Source organism: Burkholderia perseverans (genome assembly GCF_022870505.1).
Taxonomy (GTDB): domain Bacteria; phylum Pseudomonadota; class Gammaproteobacteria; order Burkholderiales; family Burkholderiaceae; genus Burkholderia; species Burkholderia plantarii.
Map to the genome: position 1 here is coordinate 3,332,904 of NZ_CP045093.1, position 20,555 is coordinate 3,353,458.

General features: G+C 70.5%; 13 protein-coding genes. 4 read left to right on the top strand and 9 right to left on the bottom strand.

Annotated features, from left to right (window positions below):
- Window positions 1-201: 201 nt before the first annotated feature.
- The 3 genes from BpN12_RS13960 to BpN12_RS13970 form a co-directional block, all read right to left on the bottom strand.
- Window positions 202-357: a hypothetical protein gene (locus BpN12_RS13960; RefSeq protein ID WP_171907380.1), complete on the bottom strand. Its 156-nt coding sequence runs from the start codon at window positions 355-357 to the stop codon at window positions 202-204.
- A gap of 147 nt (window positions 358-504) precedes the next feature.
- A complete protein-coding gene (locus BpN12_RS13965; RefSeq protein ID WP_246793162.1) occupies window positions 505-1,887 on the bottom strand; it encodes a hypothetical protein in 1,383 nt (460 codons plus the stop codon).
- Window positions 1,888-2,113: 226 nt separating this feature from the next.
- Entirely contained in the window at window positions 2,114-2,809 is a 696-nt protein-coding gene (locus tag BpN12_RS13970) for an MgtC/SapB family protein (protein ID WP_246793163.1), read from the bottom strand.
- 110 nt (window positions 2,810-2,919) lie between these two features.
- On the opposite strand from BpN12_RS13970, the gene BpN12_RS13975 reads away from it, so the two are divergent.
- Both BpN12_RS13975 and BpN12_RS13980 read left to right on the top strand, forming a co-directional pair.
- Window positions 2,920-4,029 carry an AGE family epimerase/isomerase gene (locus BpN12_RS13975; RefSeq protein ID WP_246794721.1) on the top strand — a complete coding sequence of 370 codons (1,110 nt, stop codon included), beginning with the start codon at window positions 2,920-2,922 and terminating at the stop codon, window positions 4,027-4,029.
- A 367-nt stretch (window positions 4,030-4,396) separates the two neighbouring features.
- Complete coding sequence (locus BpN12_RS13980) at window positions 4,397-4,840, top strand: PaaI family thioesterase (protein ID WP_042629099.1); 444 nt, start codon at window positions 4,397-4,399, stop codon at window positions 4,838-4,840.
- A 149-nt stretch (window positions 4,841-4,989) separates the two neighbouring features.
- Here BpN12_RS13980 and BpN12_RS13985 read toward each other — a convergent pair whose 3' ends face one another.
- From BpN12_RS13985 to prpB, 5 genes are all read right to left on the bottom strand, one after another.
- Complete coding sequence (locus BpN12_RS13985) at window positions 4,990-6,054, bottom strand: CaiB/BaiF CoA transferase family protein (protein ID WP_246793164.1); 1,065 nt, start codon at window positions 6,052-6,054, stop codon at window positions 4,990-4,992.
- Window positions 6,055-6,140: 86 nt separating this feature from the next.
- Entirely contained in the window at window positions 6,141-7,331 is a 1,191-nt protein-coding gene (gene prpF, locus BpN12_RS13990; RefSeq protein ID WP_246793165.1) for a 2-methylaconitate cis-trans isomerase PrpF, read from the bottom strand.
- Between the two features lie 124 nt (window positions 7,332-7,455).
- The gene (gene acnD, locus BpN12_RS13995) at window positions 7,456-10,050 is read right to left on the bottom strand and encodes a Fe/S-dependent 2-methylisocitrate dehydratase AcnD (RefSeq protein ID WP_246793166.1); all 2,595 of its coding nucleotides are present in this window, start codon (window positions 10,048-10,050) and stop codon (window positions 7,456-7,458) included.
- Window positions 10,051-10,178: 128 nt separating this feature from the next.
- Window positions 10,179-11,348 carry a bifunctional 2-methylcitrate synthase/citrate synthase gene (prpC, locus tag BpN12_RS14000; RefSeq protein WP_246793167.1) on the bottom strand — a complete coding sequence of 390 codons (1,170 nt, stop codon included), beginning with the start codon at window positions 11,346-11,348 and terminating at the stop codon, window positions 10,179-10,181.
- A gap of 97 nt (window positions 11,349-11,445) precedes the next feature.
- On the bottom strand, window positions 11,446-12,339 hold the full coding sequence (prpB, locus tag BpN12_RS14005) for a methylisocitrate lyase (RefSeq protein WP_246793168.1): 894 nt from the start codon (window positions 12,337-12,339) through the stop codon (window positions 11,446-11,448).
- Window positions 12,340-12,557: 218 nt separating this feature from the next.
- Between prpB and prpR the strand changes: the two genes are divergently transcribed.
- Window positions 12,558-14,609 carry a propionate catabolism operon regulatory protein PrpR gene (gene prpR, locus BpN12_RS14010; RefSeq protein WP_246793169.1) on the top strand — a complete coding sequence of 684 codons (2,052 nt, stop codon included), beginning with the start codon at window positions 12,558-12,560 and terminating at the stop codon, window positions 14,607-14,609.
- 443 nt (window positions 14,610-15,052) lie between these two features.
- Window positions 15,053-17,290, top strand: coding sequence for a TonB-dependent receptor (locus tag BpN12_RS14015; RefSeq protein ID WP_246793170.1), 2,238 nt, complete (start codon window positions 15,053-15,055; stop codon window positions 17,288-17,290).
- A gap of 222 nt (window positions 17,291-17,512) precedes the next feature.
- Here the strand turns inward: BpN12_RS14015 and BpN12_RS14020 are convergent, their stop codons facing one another.
- Complete coding sequence (locus BpN12_RS14020; RefSeq protein WP_246793171.1) at window positions 17,513-20,515, bottom strand: putative bifunctional diguanylate cyclase/phosphodiesterase; 3,003 nt, start codon at window positions 20,513-20,515, stop codon at window positions 17,513-17,515.
- Window positions 20,516-20,555 lie beyond the last annotated feature (40 nt).

A 20,555-nucleotide genomic window follows, 5' to 3' on the forward strand; every position in this document is an offset into this window, starting at 1 on the left:
GCCAGACGGCGGACGCCGGTGCGTGGAGCGGGCGCGAAACCAACCCGGAGGAGCCGCTATCGCGCGCGGCACGGCGCGCTCGGCTTGAAATGGCGCCCGGCCGCGCCGGCGCGATGAACACGCGGCGGCAATAGCCGGGGAAATAACGAAACAGCGATAAAACGGCGACGAAGGCGGCGGCGAATGCCGGCCGGCAGCCGATCAGCGACGGATCAGGCCGACGCGCGAGATGTGCGCCTTGCGCTGACGCTCGGCTTCCGCATGGCGGGCGGCGTAGGAGTAGTCGCGGTCGAGCGGCAGATGCGGCGAAACGAACAGATCGTCGATCTTTTGAAGCAGCGCGAAAATGAGGGTCATTTGCAGCTCCCGACAGTAGTGTTGATCAGGGTTATCCCTAAAAACGAATATTAGGGGTTTTCCCTAGTCAACGCTAGTGCAGCGCAACATCCTGTGTCATCGATGCGACGCGACAAGTCGACGCATAAGATGCTGTCCCAATTTCGCTCAGCGCCTGCGACGTTCGCGCCGAACTGTCGTCGGTACGGGTTGCCGTGGTGCGGCAATCGCGACCCGGTTGGTCAGGCGCTGGACCTGCGCACCCAGCTCGTCATTGCGTTGCTGCACAGCAGCAAGATCGGCTTGCTGCGTCTCCTGCAGCGACACCAGGCGGTCGACACGTTGTCGCAGCGCGGCCGCGTCGCCGCGCGCGTTCGACAGCGCCAGCGCCTGGACGACGAGCGCGGCGAGGCAGGCCAGCAAGACCACCGCGAGGGCGAGCAGCAGCCGGTTCACGCGGCGCATCTCGCCATTGGCCGCGCGGCGCAGGTCGATCGTCTCGGTCTGCAGCGCGCGAATCCGGTCGGCCAGCGGACGCAGCTGCGCATCGGGATCGATGGCGAGGGGGGCCGGCTCGGGAGCCGGGATATCGACGCCGGTGGCGTCGAGCGGCACGGGCTCAGCCGGCGCCGGCGCGGTCAAGGCAATCGGCTCCACCGGCGCGACCGCCGGCGAGCGGACTTCGTCGGCGGGCGCGGCCGCCTTGCGCCGCTTGGCCGGCGCGCCGGCCGGCTCCGCGTTGCGCCCGGCATTGCGCCGGCCGCCGCCGGTGCGCGCCGACCGTGCCGGCGCGGCGGCTGCGGCATCGCTCTTCGCGGTCGCGAGGCCGGCAACGGTTTCCTGCACTGCTGCCGCCACTTCGATCACGTCGATCGACGGCGTCGCCTCCGGCGCACTGGCGGCGGGCACCGATGCCGGCATCGCTTCGCCGGACGGGACGCTCCCGTCCGGCGCAACGGCGTCAACGGGCGCGCCGTCAGCGTGCGGCAGCTTCTCATCAGCCACCGTGACCGACGCCTCGGACGAAACGGCGGACGTTCCAATCGTCGCCGGCACGTCCGAATCACGCGCCGCATCGGCAGAAGAAGCACGATCCGGCTCCACCGAGTCCTGCTCGCCGCCCACGATGACAACCGGCTCCGCGGTCGGTGCAATCGGCATCTCATGCCCGGCGGCCGCCGGAACCACCGCCTGCGCGTCCGCCTGCTCGCCATGACTCGCGTCCATGGCAACCTCATCAGGCAGATCAAATCCGGCAAAGCTCCCCTGCCGCGTATCGCGCGCCGCCTGCGGCTCCGCGTTCGCGCCGGCCGCCGTGGCCGGCGCCGCCACACGCGCGGCCACACCCGCCGGCGGGCCGCCGAACAGATCGAGCGTGTGCTCGTCGTGCGGTTCGACGGCCGGATTGGCCTCGTCGTGCGCCGCGCCGTCGCCGTCGGCCCGCGCGATGGTGCGGTCCGGCTGCCCGGCGTTGGCGGCGGCGCCGCGCCGACGGGACGGCCGGCTGGAACGGGGGGAACGGGTACGGGGAGACACGCGGGATTCGATCATGGAGCAATGGCTGCCACATCACATCACGGGGGCTCGGCGCGCGGCGCGCGATGCCCTCGCCCTGGCAACGGACAGGAATGGTCCTCGGGGACGAAAAGGCGGCATTGTCTCATGCCGGACGGCGCGGCCCGGTCGAACCGGCCCAACCGCGCGCGCCGCCGGGCGGCGTCCGGGCCGCCATCAGCAGGCAGGCCGATCCCGATCAAGCCCGCCACGCGCCCGCGCCTCATTCGACGCCCGCCACGCCCTCCTGCTCCTTGAACATCTGCACGCCCGGCAGCTGCCGCAGCCGCGTGCAGATCCGCTCGTATTCGACCGATGACACCCGCGCCAGCGAGATCGTCACGTCGTCGCACTCGGGCTGCTCCTCGCTCTGCTGGACCACGAACTGCTTGACGCGCGCGGCGTCGGTGCCGAGCGCGGCGTGCAGCGAGCTGAACGTCATCGAGCCGCGATCGACCAGCAGCAGCATGTGCCGGCGCTGACGCACGGTGATGTAGCGCCGCTCCAGCGGCTTGATGCCGGCGAGGATCACCAGCACGATCACGGTGGCCGCGACCGCCGCCACGTAGAGCCCGCCACCGACGGCAAGCCCGACCGCCGCGACCGACCACAGGCTCGCGGCCGTGGTCAGCCCGCGCACGATCTCGCCGCGCATCAGGATCGAGCCGGCGCCGAGAAAACCGATGCCGGACACCACCTGCGCGGCGATCCGCGACGGATCGAGCACGACCTGCGGCTTGCCGAGCACGTCGGCGAAACCGAACGCGGACACGATCATGATCAGCGCCGAGCCGACGCAGACGAGCATGTGCGTGCGCAGGCCGGCCGCCCATGACAGGCGCTCCCGTTCGAAGCCGATCACGCTGCCGAGGACGGCCGCGAGCAGCAGCCGCAAGATGAGTTCGACGTTGTTGAGCATGCGCGCTCTCCTTCCTGTTATTGTGTCGGCGCATTGGCGCCACCGGGCCGGACAGCCGCATCCGGCCGGCGGCACGCTGCCGCACTTTGATCGATCAACGAGTTTTGATGATGTCCGCTACCCGTCCCGCTTTCGTCCAGGCTGCCGAACTGCGTCGGCATTTCGCGGAAATCGTGCTGCCGCTGTGGCGCGGCCCCGGTTTCGACACGGCAATCGGGCTGCCGTTCGAAGCGGTGAGCGCCGATACGCATGCGCCGCTGCCCGTCACGCGCTATCGGGCCATGGCCTGCGCGCGGCAACTGTTCGTGTTTGCCGACGCCGGCGATCTCGCGCATGCGCACGCGCTGTACGACGCATTGTGCCGCCATTTCCGCGATCCGCGGCATGGCGGCTGGTTCTACAGTGTCGATGCGCAGGGCGCGCCGCTCGATCGCAGCAAGGATCTGTACACGCACGCGTTCGTCGTGTTCGCCTGCGCGGCCTACTTCGCCGCGTCCGGCAACGGCGACGCGCGCGGCGTGGCCGAGCGCACCGCCGCGCTGATCGAGGACCGCTTCGCGCCGGCCGCCGGCGACGCCTGCCTCGACGCGGCGCGCGCCGAGGATTTCACGCGCCTGGACGGCGGCCCGCTGCAGAACCCGCTGATGCACCTGACCGAAGCGTGGCTCGCGGCCGGCGAGGCGTTCGGCGACGCCGCGTTCGACGCGGCGCTGCTGCGCACGGCGCGTGCCGTCGAGCAGCGCTTCGTCGAGCCGGCCACCGGCTGCGTCGCCGAGCTGCCGCTGGGCACGCCCGGCAACCGCTTCGAGCCGGGCCACCAGTTCGAATGGTTCTACCTCGTCAGCGCGGCGGGCCAGCGGCTCGCGCCGACCGGCCTCGCCGACGCGCTCGAGCGCGCCTACCGGTTCGCCGAGCGGCACGGCGTCGATCCGGCCACGGGCGGCGTGTGCGCGGCCACCGACGCGCACGGCGCCTGCCTCGACGCAACGCAGCGGATCTGGGCGCAGACCGAATATCTGCGTGCGCTCGCCACGCGCGGCGAACGCGCCGGCTCGCCCACGCTCGCCACGCAGACCGAGCGCTTCGCGACGCGCTTCCTGCATCCGCGCGGCTGGTTCGAATGCAAGACCGCGGCCGGCGAGGTCGCGCGCGCCGACATGCCGTCCACCACGCCGTATCACCTCGCGACCGCCTACGCCGCGCTGCCCGCCGGCGCGTGATCGCGCGGCGCGCGGCGCGAGTTTGGCGGCCACGCCGCACGGTCCGCGCAAACCGCATGCCACCTGCGGCACAACGCAGGCCCGCGCTCCGGATTGCGCCATTTACGACCACACGATCGCCCGCCGTTGCGCCAGAGAGCCGACGGGTAACGTGCCGCGCACTCCGCTGAGAAGCCCGTGGGCCCTCGCGCCCAAGGCTCCATGTCACATCGTGCGACGGCTCCCGCCACCCGCGACCCACGCGGCGGCGTCACGCACTTCCCTCGAATCTCCTTGCGTATCGGCCGGTCGCTTCCTAGAGTGGAGCGCAGGCGGCCGGCCCCCGTCGGCCGCGCGGGGCGGCGCCCCATTCAACGAAGGAACGTCGATGACGGATATCGTGGATCACGCGCGCGGCGCGCTGCTCGCCCAGCCGTTCAGCACCTTGCTCGGCACCGAACTGATGACGATGGGCGGCGACGAAGTCGCGCTGTGCCTGCCGATTCGCGACGAACTGAGGCAGCAGCACGGCTTCGTGCATGGCGGCGTGATCAGCTATCTGGCCGACAACGCGCTGACCTTCGCGGGCGCGCTCGCGCTCGGCCCGCGCGTCGTCACCGGCGAATACAAGATCAACTACCTGCGTCCGGCGATGAACGGCCGCCTGATCGCGCGCGCGAAGCTGCTGTACGGCGGCAAGAACCAGGCGACCTGCCAGTGCCACGTGTTCGTGGCGGTCGGCAAGGACGAGCGCCTCGTCGCGGTCGCGCAGGGCACCATCAACCGGCTCGGCGAGGCGCGCGCCGACGAAGTGCAGGAATCGGCGGCCTGAACGGCGCCGGCGCGCGCGGTCATCGTCGGGTCACGTCCGGGTCACCGGGCCTTCACCGCCACGCCATCGCCTCGACATCGCCACAAGATCGCTGCGACACACCAGCCGCCCGGCAGCGGCACGACATTGCGTCACCTCCGCACGGTGCCTCATCCGTCGCTCGCGGTCACCTTGCCGTCGAGCCAGGTGAAACGCGGCGCCACCTTCACCCGCATCGCCCCGTTCGGCGTCAGCGAATGCGTGCCGCGCGCGCGGTTGTGCGGATGCCGCGCGGCGGCCTCGAAGTCGAGCACGGGCGCGACGCACGCGTCCGTATCCGCGAAGCGCTCGCACCAGGCCGCCGCCGGCTCGCTCGCGAAATGCGCGGCGAAGCGCGCCTTCAGCGCGGGCCAGGTCGCGCGCGCGTACTGCGCCTCGGGATCGACGCCGTCGAGCCCGAAGCCCGCCACGAAGCTGCGGTAGAACGCCGGCTCCAGCGCGGCCACGCTGACCCACGCGCCGTCCGCGCAGCGATAGACGGCATAGAACGGCGCGTCGTGGAACAGGCTCGCGCCGCCCGGCCCGTCGAGCTGCCCGCGTTCGCGCGCCCACAGCGCGAGCGCGCCGAGCATCGCGACCACGTCGACGATCGCGCCGTCCACCACGCGCCCGCGCCCGCTCGCGCGCGCGGCCAGCAGCGCGCTGACGATGCCGAACGCGAGGCCGAGCGCGCCGCCCGCGTCGCCGACCACGGTGGGCGGGATCACCGGCATCTCGCCCGGCTTCACGGCCAGCGCGAGCAGCCCCGTCAGCGCGACGTAGTTGAGATCGTGGCCGGCACGCTCGGCAAGCGGCCCGTGCTGGCCCCAGCCCGTCATCCGCGCGTAGACGAGCGACGGCCGCCGCGCCACGCAGGCGTCCGGCCCGAGGCCGAGCCGCTCCATCACGCCGGGCCGATAGCCTTCGATCAGCACGTCGGCGCGCGCGATCCGGTCGAGCATCGCCTCGCGCGCGCCGGCCGCCTTCAGGTCGCACTCGATCACGGTCTTGCCCTCGCGCAGCAGGTCGTCGGCGCGCGCATGCAGGCCGGGCGGCCCGCCCGCGCGGCCGCCGGGACGCGCCACCAGCGTCACGCGCGCGCCCAGCGCGGCCAGCATCCAGCCGGCCAGCGGCGCGGGGCCGAGCCCTTCGAATTCGAGCACTTCGACACCCGCCAGCGGCATCGCCACGTTCATCCCGGCCTCCGGTCGGCGCGCCGCGTCGCGGCCACGCCCGCTGTCACGTCGAGGTCCGAGCGCGCGGGCCTCGCCACCTCAGGACCTCAGAGCGCGTCGCCCGGCACGCGCACCGTGCCTTCCATCAGCACGCGCGCGCTGCGGCTCATGATCGCCTTCGTGACGGTCCACTCGCCGCTCGCGTGGCTGGCCTGCGCGCCCACCCGCAGCGTGCCGGACGGATGCCCGAAGCGCACCGCCTCGCGCTCGCCGCCGCCGGCCGCGAGATTGACGAGCGTGCCGGGAATCGCGGCGGCCGTGCCGATCGCCACGGCGGCGGTGCCCATCATCGCGTGGTGCAGCTTGCCCATCGACATCGCGCGCACCAGCAGGTCGACGTCGTTCGCCGCCACGGTCTTGCCGCTCGACGCGACGTAGTCGGCCGGGCGCGCCACGAACGCGATCTTCGGCGTGTGCTGGCGCGTGGCGATCTCGTCGAGCGTCTGGATCAGGCCCATGCGCAGCGCGCCGTAGCCGCGGATCGCCTCGAAGCGCGCGAGCGCGGCGGGGTCGCCGTTGATCGCGTCCTGCAGTTCGGTGCCGGTGTAGCCGATCGCCTCGGCCTCGACGAAGATGGTCGGAATGCCGGCGTTGATCATGGTCGCCTTCAGCGTGCCGATGCCGGGCACCTCCAGGTCATCGACCAGGTTGCCGGTGGGGAACATCGCGCCGCCAGCGCCGTCCTCGTCGGCGGCCGGGTCCATGAATTCGAGCTGGACCTCGGCGGCCGGGAACGTCACGCCGTCGAGTTCGAAGTCGCCCGTCTCCTGCACCTCGCCGCCCGTGATCGGCACGTGCGCGACGATGGTCTTGCCGATGTTGGCCTGCCAGATCCGCACGGTGGCGATGCCGTCGGCGGGCACGCGCGACGCATCGACGAGGCCCGCCGCGATCGAGAACGGGCCGACCGCGGCCGACAGGTTCCCGCAGTTGCCGGTCCAGTCGATGAACGCCTTGTCGATCGAGACCTGGCCGAACAGGTAGTCGATGTCGTGACCGGGCCGCGTGCTCTTCGAGAGGATCACGGTCTTGCTGGTGCTCGACGTGGCGCCGCCCATCCCGTCGATCTGCTTGCCATACGGGTCGGGGCTGCCGATCACGCGCAGCAGCAGCCGGTCGCGCGCCGCGCCCGGCACGCGCGCGGCTTCCGGCAGGTCGTCGAGCCGGAAGAACACGCCCTTGCTGGTGCCGCCGCGCATGTAGACGGCGGGAATCCGGATCTGGGGAACGTGGGCCATGGTGATGTTCCTGAAATGACGAGGGCGGCCGCGCCGCCCGGGAGCGTCGCGCCGGTCAGGGCGCCACGCCGGTTGATCTGCTTCGAACGCCTCGCGCCGGCGGCAGGCCGGCGCGAGGCACGTATCATGCCGCCTGCGACGATTCGAGGAAATCCTGCGCGAAGCGTTGCAGCACGCCGCCCGCCTCGTAGATCGACACTTCCTCGGCGGTATCGAGCCGGCAGGTCACCGGCACCTCGACGCGCGTGCCGTTGCGGCGCGAGATCACCAGCGTGAGATCGGCGCGCGGGCGACGCTCGCCGATCACGTCGAAGGTCTCGGTGCCGTCGATGCCGAGCGTGAGCCGGTTCGCGTCGGGCTTGAACTCGAGCGGCAGCACGCCCATCCCGATCAGGTTGGTGCGGTGGATCCGCTCGAAGCCCTCGGCCACGATCGCCTCCACGCCCGCCAGCCGCACGCCCTTGGCCGCCCAGTCGCGCGACGAGCCCTGGCCGTAGTCGGCGCCGGCGATCACGATCAGCGGCTGCTTGCGCGCCATGTACGTCTCGATCGCCTCCCACATGCGCACCACCTTGCCTTCCGGCTCGATGCGCGCGAGCGAGCCCTTCTTCACGGCGCCGTCCACCACCGCCATCTCGTTGACGAGCGTGGGGTTCGCGAAGGTCGCGCGCTGCGCGGTCAGGTGATCGCCACGGTGCGTCGCGTAGGAGTTGAAGTCCTCCTCGGGCAGGCCCATCTTCGCGAGGTATTCGCCGGCCGCGCTGTCACGCAGGATCGCGTTGGACGGCGAGAGGTGATCGGTGGTGATGTTGTCGCCGAGCACCGCCAGCGCGCGCATTCCCGCGAGCGTGCGCTCGCCGGCCAGCGCGCCTTCCCAATACGGCGGGCGGCGGATGTAGGTGCTCTGCGCGCGCCAGTCGTAGAGCGGCGGCACGCTCGCGGCGCTCGCCACGCTGCGCGCGAACATCGGCTCGTAGACGCGCCGGTACTGCTCGGGCTTCACGCTCGCGGCGACGATCGCGTCGATTTCGGCGTCGTCGGGCCAGATGTCGGCGAGCGTGACGGGCTGGCCGTCGGCGTCGGTGCCGAGCACGTCGTGCTCGATGTCGAAGCGGATCGTGCCGGCGATCGCATAGGCCACCACCAGCGGCGGCGAGGCGAGGAACGCCTGCTTCGCGTAGGGGTGGATGCGGCCGTCGAAGTTGCGGTTGCCCGACAGCACGGCGGTGGCGTACAGGTCGCGGTCGATGATCTCCTGCTGGATGTCGGGATCGAGCGCGCCCGACATGCCGTTGCAGGTGGTGCAGGCGAACGCCACCACGCCGAAGCCGAGCGCTTCCAGGTCGCCGAGCAGGCCCGCTTCCTTCAGGTACAGCTCGACCGTCTTCGAGCCCGGCGCGAGCGAACTCTTGACCCACGGCTTGCGCGCGAGGCCGCGCGCGTTCGCGTTGCGCGCGAGCAGGCCGGCGGCGATCACGTTGCGCGGGTTGCTGGTGTTGGTGCAGCTGGTGATGGCGGCGATGATCACGGCGCCGTCGGGCATCTGTCCGGCGATGTCCTCGTGCGGCGCGGCGATGCCGCGCGCGGCCAGCTCGCTGGTGGGCAGCCGCTTGTGCGGGTTCGACGGGCCGGCCATGTTGCGCACCACGGTCGAGAGGTCGAACGCGAGCGTGCGCTCGTACTGCGCGCCGGCGAGGCTGTCGGCCCACAGGCCGGCCGTCTTCGCGTAGGTCTCGACCAGCGCGACCTGCTCGTCGCTGCGGCCGGTCAGGCGCAGGTAGTCGAGCGTGCGGCCGTCGATGAAGAACATCGCGGCGGTCGCGCCGTACTCGGGCGCCATGTTCGAGATCGTCGCGCGGTCGCCGAGCGTGAGGCTCGCCGCGCCCGGGCCGCGAAACTCCAGGTAGGCGCCCACCACCTTCTGCTTGCGCAGGAACTCGGTCAGCGCCAGCACGATGTCGGTGGCGGTGATGCCGGGCTGGCGCTCGCCGGTCAGCTCGACGCCGACGATGTCGGGCAGCCGCATCCACGACGCGCGGCCCAGCATCACGTTCTCGGCTTCGAGGCCGCCCACGCCGATCGCGATCACGCCGAGCGCGTCCACGTGCGGCGTGTGGCTGTCGGTGCCGACGCAGGTGTCGGGATAGGCCACGCCCGCGTGCGTGCCGATCACGGGCGACATCTTCTCGAGATTGATCTGATGCATGATGCCGTTGCCGGGCGGGATCACGTCGACGTTCTCGAAGGCCGTCCTGGTCCATTCGATGAAGTGGAAGCGGTCCTCGTTGCGGCGGTCCTCGATCGCGCGGTTCTTCGCGAACGCGTCGGGGTCGAAGCCGCCGCATTCCACGGCGAGCGAGTGATCGACGATCAGCTGCACCGGCACCACCGGGTTGACCTTGGCCGGATCGCCGCCGCCCTGGGCGATCGCGTCGCGCAGGCCGGCCAGATCGACCAGCGCGGTCTGGCCGAGGATGTCGTGGCAGACCACGCGCGCCGGGTACCACGGGAAATCGAGGTCGCGGCGGCGTTCGATCAGCTGGCGCAGCGCGGCGTCGAGCTGCGCCGGTTCGCAGCGGCGCACCAGGTTCTCGGCCAGCACGCGCGAGGTGTAGGGCAGCGCGTCGTAGGCGCCGGGCGCGAGCGCGTCCACGGCGGCACGCGCGTCGAAGTAGTCGAGCCCGGTGCCGGGCAGCGGTTTGCGATTGGCGGTATTCATGTTCGGGGGCATGCGGGGAAATTCAACGGCGGGCGCGGCCCGTCCGGCGGCGGCAGCAAAGCAATGCCGCGAGGCGGGCCGGCGGCGGCGTCGGGTCGATCCCGCCGCCGCCGGCCGCGCCGGTTCGATCAGCGCTTCTCGATCGGCACGAACGCGAGATCTTCCGGCCCGGTGTAGTTCGCGCTCGGGCGGATGATCTTGTTGTCGATGCGCTGCTCGATGATGTGCGCGCTCCAGCCGGAGGTGCGCGCGATCACGAACAGCGGCGTGAACATCGCGGTCGGCACGCCCATCATCCGGTACGACACGGCGCTGAACCAGTCGAGGTTCGGGAACATCTTCTTCGCGTCCCACATCACCGCTTCCAGCCGCTCGGCGATCTCGAACAGCTGCGTGTCGCCGGCCTCCTTCGAGAGCTTGCGCGCGACTTCCTTGATCACCTTGTTGCGCGGGTCCGAGATCGTGTAGACCGGATGGCCGAAGCCGATCACGACTTCCTTGTTCTCGACGCGGCGGCGGATGTCGGCCTCGGCATCGTCGGCGTTGCGGTAGCGGCTCTGGATCTCGAACGCCACCTCGTTCGCGCCGCCGTGCTTCGGCCCGCGCAGCGCGCCGATCGCGCCGGTGATTGCCGAGTAGATGTCGGCGCCGGTGCCCGCGATCACGCGGCCGGTGAACGTCGAGGCGTTGAACTCGTGCTCGGCGTAGAGGATCAGCGAGGTATGCATCGCGTCGACCCACGACTTCGACGGCGCCTTGCCGTGCAGCAGGTGCAGGAAGTGGCCGCCGATCGAGTCGTCGTCGGTTTCCACCTCGATGCGGCGGCCGTTGTGCGACCAGTGATACCAGTACAGCAGCATCGAGCCGAGCGAGGCCATCAGGCGGTCGGCGATGTCGCGCGCGCCGGCCACGTTGTGATCGTCCTTCTCGGGCAGCACGGTGCCGAGCACCGACACGCCGGTGCGCATCACGTCCATCGGATGCGCGGAGGCCGGCACCGCCTCGAGCGCCGTCTTCACGGCTGCGGGCAGCCCGCGCAGCGCGCGCAGCTTGGTCTTGTAGGCGCTCAGTTCGGCCTGGGTGGGCAGCTTCTCGTGGACGAGCAGATAGGCGATCTCCTCGAATTCGCAGGTTTCGGCGAAATCGAGGATGTCGTAACCGCGGTAGTGCAGGTCGTTGCCGGTGCGGCCGACCGTACACAGCGCGGTGTTGCCGGCCGCGACGCCCGACAGCGCAACCGATTTCTTCGGCTTGAAGCCACCGGCCGCGGCCGGTGCCGCGTCTTTCGTCTCGCTCATCGTGATGTTCTCCTGGTCGTTCTTCGGGTTCGGCCGTCTTCGGGTCCGCTTCCGGTCGGCTCCGGCCGTGATTCGGGATTCTGAACCGATCCGCCGCTCAGCGCTTGCCGTGGCTGAACAGTTCGTCGAGCTTGTCCTCGTAGGCGTGATAGCCGAGGAACTCGTAAAGTTCCGCGCGCGTCTGCATGGTCGGCACGGCGGCCTTCTGCGTGCCGTCGCGGCGCACGGTTTCGTAGAAGTTCAGCGCCGCCTTGTTCATCGCACGATACGCGCCGCAGCAGTAGAGCGCGATGTCGACATTCACGCTCTTCAGCTCGTCGGTGGTGAACATCGGCGTCGAACCGAACTCGGTCAGGTTCGCGAGGATCGGCACGTTCACGGCCTCCTTCACGCGCCGGTAATCGTCGAGCGTCTTCATCGCCTCGGGGAAGATCATGTCGGCGCCGGCCTCGACGTAGGCCACCGCGCGCTCGATCGCGGCATCGAGCCCCTCGGCGGCGGCCACGTCGGTGCGCGCCATGATCACGAACTGGTCGTCGGTGCGCGCGTCCACGGCGGCCTTGATGCGGTCGACCATCTCCTCGGCCGGCACGCATTCCTTGCCCGGGCGGTGCCCGCAGCGCTTCTGGCCGACCTGGTCCTCCAGGTGGACGGCGGCCACGCCGGCCTTGATGAACGAGCGGATGGTGCGCGCGATGTTGAACGCGCCGCCCCAGCCGGTATCGATGTCCACCAGCAGCGGCAGGCTGGTGGCGTTGGTGATGCGGTTCGCGTCGATCAGCACGTCTTCCATGGTGCTGATGCCGAGATCGGGCATGCCGAGCGAATTCGCGGCCACCCCGCCGCCCGACAGGTAGACGGCCTTGAAGCCGGTGGCCTCGGCCATCTTGGCCGCGTAGGCGGTGATCGCGCCGACCACCTGCAGCGGCGCCTCGGCCGCGACCGCGGCGCGGAACTTCGCGCCGGCGCTGGAAAGTTGGGAATGGCCCATCGAGAACTTGCCTCCTGACGAATGTCGTTGTCGTCACGCTTACCGCAAGGATCGGGCCAGCCGCGGCGCCCGTCGCTAAGCCGCTGATTCGCAATCGAAACGCGATTCGACATGGGCGCCAACCGGTTTCATCATGGAAATACTCGATTCCATATTTGAAATACCATTGCGATAATGCACACCAATCAAATCGTGCTTCCCCGCCCCCACGCCCTCTCATGACGCCGCCTCCCGCCCCGCCCCTTCGCCCGCGCATCTGGGCGGTCGGCATCAGCCGGCTGCGTGCGCTGTTCCGCGATCTCGCCGACGAATACGACGAGCGCGCCGACCTGCGCATCGTCACGCGCGGCTACGACGAGGCGATCGCCGCGCTGGCCACCTCCGGCGCCGAGCGGCCCGACGCGATCGTGGCGGCCGGCTCGAACGGCATGTACCTGAAGACCCACGTCGAGGTGCCGGTGGTGCTGGTCAGCCCGACCGGCTACGACCTGCTGCATGCGCTGGCGCGCGCGCGGCGCGACGCGGCCTCGCCGGTCGCGCTCGTCAACTACGGCGACACGCCCGCCGAGCTGCGCCGCTTCGCGGCCGCGTTCGGGCTCGACATCGTGTTCGCGTCGTACCAGTCCCGCCAGGAGGCCGAGGCGCGCGTCTACGAGCTGCGCGATCGCGGCATCGACACGGTGGTCGGCCCCGGGCTCGTCACCGACCTCGCCGCGAGCGCCGGCATGAGCGCCGTGTTCCTCTACTCGCACGCCTCGGTGCGCGCGGCGGTGGACACCGCGCTCGAAGTCGCGCACGCCACGCACGCCGAGACGCTGCGCCGCCAGCGCCTCGACAACCTGCTCCAGCATCTGCGCGACGGCGTGGTGGCGCTCGATGCGCTGGGCCGCGTGGAGGCGATCAACGCGCGGCTCGCGCTCGCGCTCGGCGTCGATCCGCAGGCCGCCGTCGGCCGCGCGCTCGACGAACTGACGCCCGAACTTACGGCGCTGCGCGCGGCCGACGGCGACACGCTCGCGACCGTGCGCGGGGTGCGCTACGTCGTGCATCGCGGGCCGCTCGCGGCGAGCGGCGCGGCCACCGGCAGCGTGCTGACGTTCCAGGAATCGCGCGCGGTCGAACGGCTCGACCGCACGCTGCGTTCGCAGCCGCACGCGCAGCGCTTTTCGGCGCGCTACCGGCTCGACGACGTGCTCGGCGAGTCCGCGCCGATGCAGCGCGTGCGCGAGCTGGCGCGCCGCTACGCGAAGTCGGACGCCACCGTGCTGGTGCTCGGCGAGAGCGGCACCGGCAAGGAGATGATCGCGCAGAGCCTGCACGCGCTGAGCGCGCGCAGCCCGTTCCCGTTCGTGGCGATGAACTGCGGCGCGTTTCCGGAGGCGCTGCTGGAAAGCGAGCTGTTCGGCTATGACGACGGCGCGTTCACCGGCGCGCGGCGCGGCGGCAAGGCCGGGCTGTTCGAGGCCGCGCATCGCGGCACGCTGTTCCTCGACGAGATCGGCGAGATGCCGCTGTCGCTGCAAAGCCGCCTGTTGCGCGTGCTGCAGGAGCGCGAGGTGGTGCGGCTCGGCTCGACCGAACCGATCCGCATCGACGTGCGGATCGTGGCGGCCACGCATCGCTCGCTGCTCGCCGCGGTGGAGGCGGGCACTTTCCGCGCCGATCTCTACTACCGCCTGAATATCCTCAACATCGCGCTGCCGCCGCTGCGCGAGCGGCCCGCCGACATCGCCGCGCTGGCGGCCGAACTGCTCGCGCAGGCGGCCCGGCGCGAGCCGCGGCTGGCCGCCCGGCTGCGCGGCGCCGACGACGCGGCGCGCGCCGTCGCGCCGCTGGCCGCCGCGCTCGCGCGGCACCGCTGGCCCGGCAACGTGCGCGAGCTGCAGAACGTGATCGAGCGGCTCGCCGTGGAGCTGGCCGACGGCAACGCCGATCTCGCGCCGACGCCCGAGACGCTGCGCGCGATCGCGCCCGAGGTGTTCGCGGCGCCCGGCGGCGAAGCCGGGAGCGGGGCCGGTGCGACCGGCAGCGAGGCCGCGCGCGGACGGCCTCGGGCCGATGTCGGCGCGCCGCCGTCCGATCCGGCCCAGGCCGCCGCCCCGACGCTCGGCGAGCGCCGCCGGCGCGTGGAGGCCGACGAGATCCGCACCGTGCTCGACGCCTGCGGCGGCGACCGCGAACGTGCCTGCGCCGTGCTCGGCATCAGCAAGACGACGCTGTGGCGCAAGCTCGCCGCCGTCGAGGGCGGCCCACGCCGCGGCCGGCGCTGAGGCGGCATGCGACGCAGTCGCGGCCACCGTGCCGCCCGATCCCGTGACCGGCATTACATTTACCCGACGACAGCGCAAAATCCGCACGCACGCACGCATGCATGCGTGCGACACCTCGTCTCATTGCAGAAAACCATTCCGTCCTATTTTCCCATTTACCTCCCGGCCCTCCTTTAATTCGTCCGTCATCCGCGTCCGGCGCGGGTTTGCGGCCGAAAACCGCGACCGCCGGGAGATATCCGTCCCCATTCTGTTGTAACCAATCGACATGAGAACCATTTTCGAGATGACAATGATTCGCATTTAATTTATAGTCCGGCCATCTTAAAAAAACGCCTTCCCGCTTCGTCCAGCTCGCAGGATCGATCGACGGGATGGCCGGCCCGCCCGGATTCCGAACGACGCCCTGGGACGGAGTTTTCTTTAATCCGTTAGTGCGTCCTATGCGAATCAACGTCTTGCCTGCCACGCCTCGTTCACCGATTTCCCTCGGTTGCCTCACCCTCGTCGCCCTGTGCGCCCTGCCTGCCGCCGCGCTGGCGCAAACCACGCCGTCCGCCACGCAACCGGCTGCACAACCCGCCACGCAACCCGCCGCCAAGTCCGCCACGGCCAGCGGCGGCGCCACCGCGCTGCCGGCCATCGCCGTGCAGGGCAAGGCCGAGGAACTGCCCGGCGATCTCTCGCCCGCCTACGCCGGCGGCCAGGTCGCGCGCGGCGCCAACTACGGCATGCTCGGCAAGCAGCGCAACATCGACGTGCCGTTCAGCATGACGACCTACACCTCGAAGCTGATCGAGGACCAGCAGGCACGCACGCTCGCCGACGTGCTCGACAACGATCCGGGCGTGCGCACCGCCTACGGCTACGGCAACTTCTCGCAGGTGTTCGTGATCCGCGGCTTCGAGCTGAACGGCGACGACGTCTCGCTGAACGGCCTGTACGGCGTGACGCCGCGCCAGCTGGTGGCCACCGACGCGGTCGATCGCGTGGACGTGCTGAAGGGCGCCAACGCGTTCCTGAGCGGCGCCTCGCCGACCGGCTCCGCGGTGGGCGGCGGCATCAACCTGCAGTTGAAGCGCGCCGAGGACAAGCCGCTCACGCGCGTGACGGTGGACGGCGGCACCGGCGGCGAGATCGCCGAGCACATCGACGTGGGCCGCCGCTTCGGCAGCGAAGGGCAGTTCGGGATTCGCGCCAACCAGGCCACCAGCACCGGCGACACCGACGTGGACGGCGAATACCACCGCAGCAGCACGCAGGCGCTGTCGCTCGACTGGCGCGGCGACAAGCTGCGCCTCTACGCCGACTTCCTGCACCAGCGCCAGCGCGTCGACAACGGCCGTCCGGTGGTCTACGTGACCGGCACCTCGGTGCCGGCGCCGCCGTCGGCCACCTACAACTACTCGCAGAACTGGGCCTATTCGGATCTCGAGGACACGGTCGGCATGCTGCGCGCCGAATACGACTTCGCGCCGGGCTGGACCGCCTATGCGGCCGGCGGCGCACGCCACACCGACGAGTGGGGCGAATACTATTCGCCGACCTACGGCGCCAACGGCGCCACCACCGGCTCGCGCCTGGGCGTGCCGCACAAGGAAGACGCGGAATCGGCCGAAGCCGGCGTGCGCGGCCGCTTCGCGACCGGCCCGGTCACCCACATGGTGTCGGTCGGCGCCGCCTACACGCGCCTGAACTCACAGTCGGCCTACACGTTCTCGAGCTCGTTCCCGACCTCGCTCTACAACACCGTGCAGGTGCCGTATCCGGCCACGGTCGGCTCGGGCGGCAATCTCTACGATCCCGGCACGGTGGCGATGACCTGGACGCGCAGCGTCGCCGTGTCCGACACGCTCGGCTTCCTGAACGACCGCGTGCTGTTCACGATCGGCGCACGCCGCCAGTCGATCGCGGTCACCAACTACGCCTACACCGGCAGCCCGACCACCGTCTACGACCAGTCGATCACGACGCCGGTGTTCGGCCTCGTCGTCAAGCCGACCGCGAATCTCGCGTTCTACGCGAACCGCACCGAGGCGCTGACGCAGGGCGACAGCGCGCCGACCACCGCGATCAACTTCGGCCAGGCGCTCGCGCCGTATCGCTCGAAGCAGTATGAAGTCGGCGCCAAGTACGACACCGACAGGTTCGGCGCCGCGTTCGCGCTGTTCCAGATCGAAAAGCCGATGGCCTACACCGATCCGAACACGATGGTGTTCGCCGCCGACGGCACGCAGCGCCATCGCGGCATCGAGGCGTCGATCAACGGCGAACCGCTCAAGGGCCTGCGCCTGATCGCCGGCGCCAGCTACATCGACGCGACGCTGCAGGACACCTCGGGCGGCACCAACGACGGCAACCGCCCGATCGGCGTGCCGAAGTTCACGTTCACCGCGAACGCCGAGTACGACCTGCCGTTCCTGACCGGTGCCACGCTGACGGCGCGCTGGATCCACACCAGTTCGGAATACCTCGACGTGGCCAACACGCTGTCGATCCCGTCGTGGAACCGCTTCGACCTCGGCGCGCGCTACCAGACCGAGCTGTTCAAGAAGCCGACCACCTTCCGCGTGATGGTGCGCAACGTCGCCAACAAGTCGTACTGGGCGTCGGCGGTGGGCGGTTACCTGACGCAGGGCGCGCCGCGCTCGATCTGGCTGTCGATGACGACCGACTTCTAAGTCTCGTCCCGGTTGCGGCGCGCGCCGGCCATCGTTCGCGGGTTCTCCTCCTCTCCTCGCGACGGGCCGGCGCAGCGCGCCGCTTCCCGAGCCGACGGTCTTTGACCGCCGTATTCATGCCGCCGCACTCCGGCGGCATTTTCATGGGCGCGCGCAGCATCGGCCGCTCGGGCCTCGCTCATACTGGCTCATGCCTCATTCACGCCTGGTTCAAAACCCCGTTCACGCCTCGCCGCGCGATGCCTCCGCCGAAGCCGGCTCGGCCAGCGCCTGGCGGATCGCGTCGATCGGCACGAAATCGAGCCCCGAGTCGGCCGCGAGGATCTGCTCGGGCGGCACCGGCCGGCCCACCGCGTAGCCCTGCACATAGTCCACGCCGATCGCGCGCAGCGCCTCGAAGGTCCGGGTGTCCTCGACCCACTCGGCGATGGTGCGCATGCCGAGGTTCTTGGCCAGATCGACGATCGATTCGACGATCGCGATGTCGGCCGGATGCTCGCACATGGTCCGCACGAACTCGCCGTCGATCTTCAGCGCGTCGGCCGACAGCGCCTTCAGGTACTTGAACGAGGTGTGGCCCGCGCCGAAATCGTCGAGCGCGATGCGGATCCCCATGTCGTGCGCGCGCGCCACGAAGTGCTGGCTCGTCTTCAGGTCGTGCAGCGCGACCGTCTCGGTGATCTCCAGGCACAGCAGGTGCGCGATCGAGGCGTGCGCCTCCAGGCGCCGGAACATCTCGGCCACGATGCGCTCGTCGTTCAGCGACGCGCCGCTCAGGTTCACGCAGATGAAGCGCGTCTTGGCCAGCGTCGCCTGGTTGCGCTCGACCCAGTCGAGCACCGACGACAGCACCCACAGATCGATCGCGCCGATGGTGCCGAGCCGCTCGACCGCGTCGATGAAATCGGCCGCGCTGAGGATCGTGCCGTCCTCGCGCTTCAGGCGCAGCAGCACCTCGAAATCGAGCGCCTCGCCCGCGTGCGTGACCGACACGATCGGCTGCATCGCGAGCACCAGCCCCTCGGGGATCGCATCCTCGCTGAGCGTGCCGATCAGCGCGATGTCGCGCATCCGGCGTTCGAAGTCGCGCGAATCGCTGCGGTAGACGATCATCCGGCCGGTGCCGTCGCGCTTCGATTCGCGGCAGGCCAGGTCGGCGTGCGCGATCATGTCGTGGACCGACATCGCGGGCAGGCACTCCACCACGCCGATCGAGGCTCGCACGCGCACGGTGCGGTTGCCGATCTGATAGGGCTGCGCGCTGATCGTCTCGGCGAGCTGCTCGCAGAGCGCGGCGGCCTCGTCCACGTCGATCTCGGCGAACACGCAGACGAACTCGTCGCCGCCGATCCGGCCGATCACGCCGCGCCGCGCGAGGCAGCCCGTCATGCGCGCGACCAGCTGGCAGAGCACCTCGTCGCCGGCCGCGTGGCCGAACATGTCGTTGATCACCTTGAACGGCTCGAGATCGACGTAGGCGACCGACCAGCGCGCACGCGTGCCGGCCAGCGCCTCCAGCCGACGCTCGATGCCGCGCCGGTTCAGCGCGCCCGTCAGCGAATCGTGATCGGCCAGGAAATGCAGCCGCTCCAGCACCTCGGCGCGCTCGGTCACCTCCTCGATCGAGCCTTCGTAGGCGTCCTCGGAAAAGATCGCGCGCACCGAATAGCGGCGCTGCGCGGTGCCGACCGCGGCCGAGCCGTTGATCTCGATCGCGCCCGCGCCGTCCTGCCGCGCGAGTTCGCAGAGGCGCCGCCAGGCGCTCGCGTCGAAGAACTCGGTCCAGTAGCGCGTGCGATAGGCGTCGTGCTCCAGCGACAGCATCGACAGCAGCGCCGGGTTGGCGCGCGTGAAGCGGCCGGCCGGATCGAGCGTGAACAGGCCGATCGGCGTGAGCGCGTAGGTGTTGCGCAGATCGGATTCGGACTTGCGGCGGCGCCGACGGTCGGCGCGCAGCTGCTCGGCGATCGCGAACGCCGCGAGCATGCTCGAGGCAAGCGAGGTGGCCACCGGGTTCAGCCCGCCGAACAGCAGCCGCGTGCCGAGCGCGGCCGCGAACACTTCCGACAGGATCGCGAACAGCACGACGCTCAGCGACGCGGCGTACCAGATCATGGTGCGCGTGCGTGCGCGCCACAGCATCTGCCCGAGCAACAGCAGCAGCACCAGCATGCCCGCGCCGGCCAGCGTCCAGAGCAGCGGGATGAACCAGCGGTACGGCAGCACGAACGCGAGCAGCAGCAGCACGCCGCCGCCGATCTGCACCGCCTTCAGCAGCCATTGCAGCGGCAGCTGCGCCAGCTCGCGCCGGAACAGCCGCACGAACAGCGAGGCCGTGACGACGTAGTAGACCGCGAACGTCACCTGCCGGATCAGGTCGATCCAGGCCGGCGAGAGCAGGTGGTCGAGCCAGACGTCGTCGAAGCCGAGCGCGTTCGCGGCGAGCCGCTGGTTGCCCACCAGCCAGACCGCGAACACGATGTAGGTCCATTCGCGATTGATCAGCGCGATCACGAAGATGAAGATCGCCAGCGTGAGCAGCCCGCCGCTGATCAGCGAGGCGTTGCGCTCGAACTGCAGGCGCGTTTCCACCAGCGCCGCGCGCGACAGCCGGCTCGCCGTCACATAGGCCGGGCCGCCGTACAGGCCCCGGCACAGCACCGGCGCCGGTTCACCCCGGGCGTCCGGCGCGCCGAGCGCGTCGAGCCGCAGCGCGAAGCCGGTGCCGGCCGCGCGCAGCGCGCCGTGCGTCGCGATCCGTTCGGCGTTGCCGAGCGGCGCCAGCGTGCGGGCGTTCCAGCACGACAGCGAGCGGGCGTGCCGCGACGGGAACGCCAGGTAGTCGTGCGGATCGTGTGGATCGTGAAAAGCGGGCGCCGTGCCGCCGGCGGATGCGGCGGCCGGCGGTTGCGCGCCCGGGTCGAGCAGCATCCAGACCGGCTGCTCGGACAGGTGCGTGCCGAAGCGCGTCGTGACGGGCGCGTCGCGCGTGGCCGCCAGCGCGTCGGCCGGCGAGGCCTGGCCGCCGCGGTCGAGCCAGGCGTGAAAGCCGAGCGGCGTCGCGTCGATGATGCCGTCGCTCGATGGCGAGATCGTCAGGAACAGCACGGTCGATATCACCAGCAGCGCGGGCACCAGATGGATCGAGAAAACGTCGAACCAGCGGTCGAAGCGACGTCCGCCAGCCAGCTGTCTGAACCCTGATGCCCATCCTGACAGCCGCATGTCTGTCATCTCCTGTCGCGCGCCGAAACGTTCCCGATTC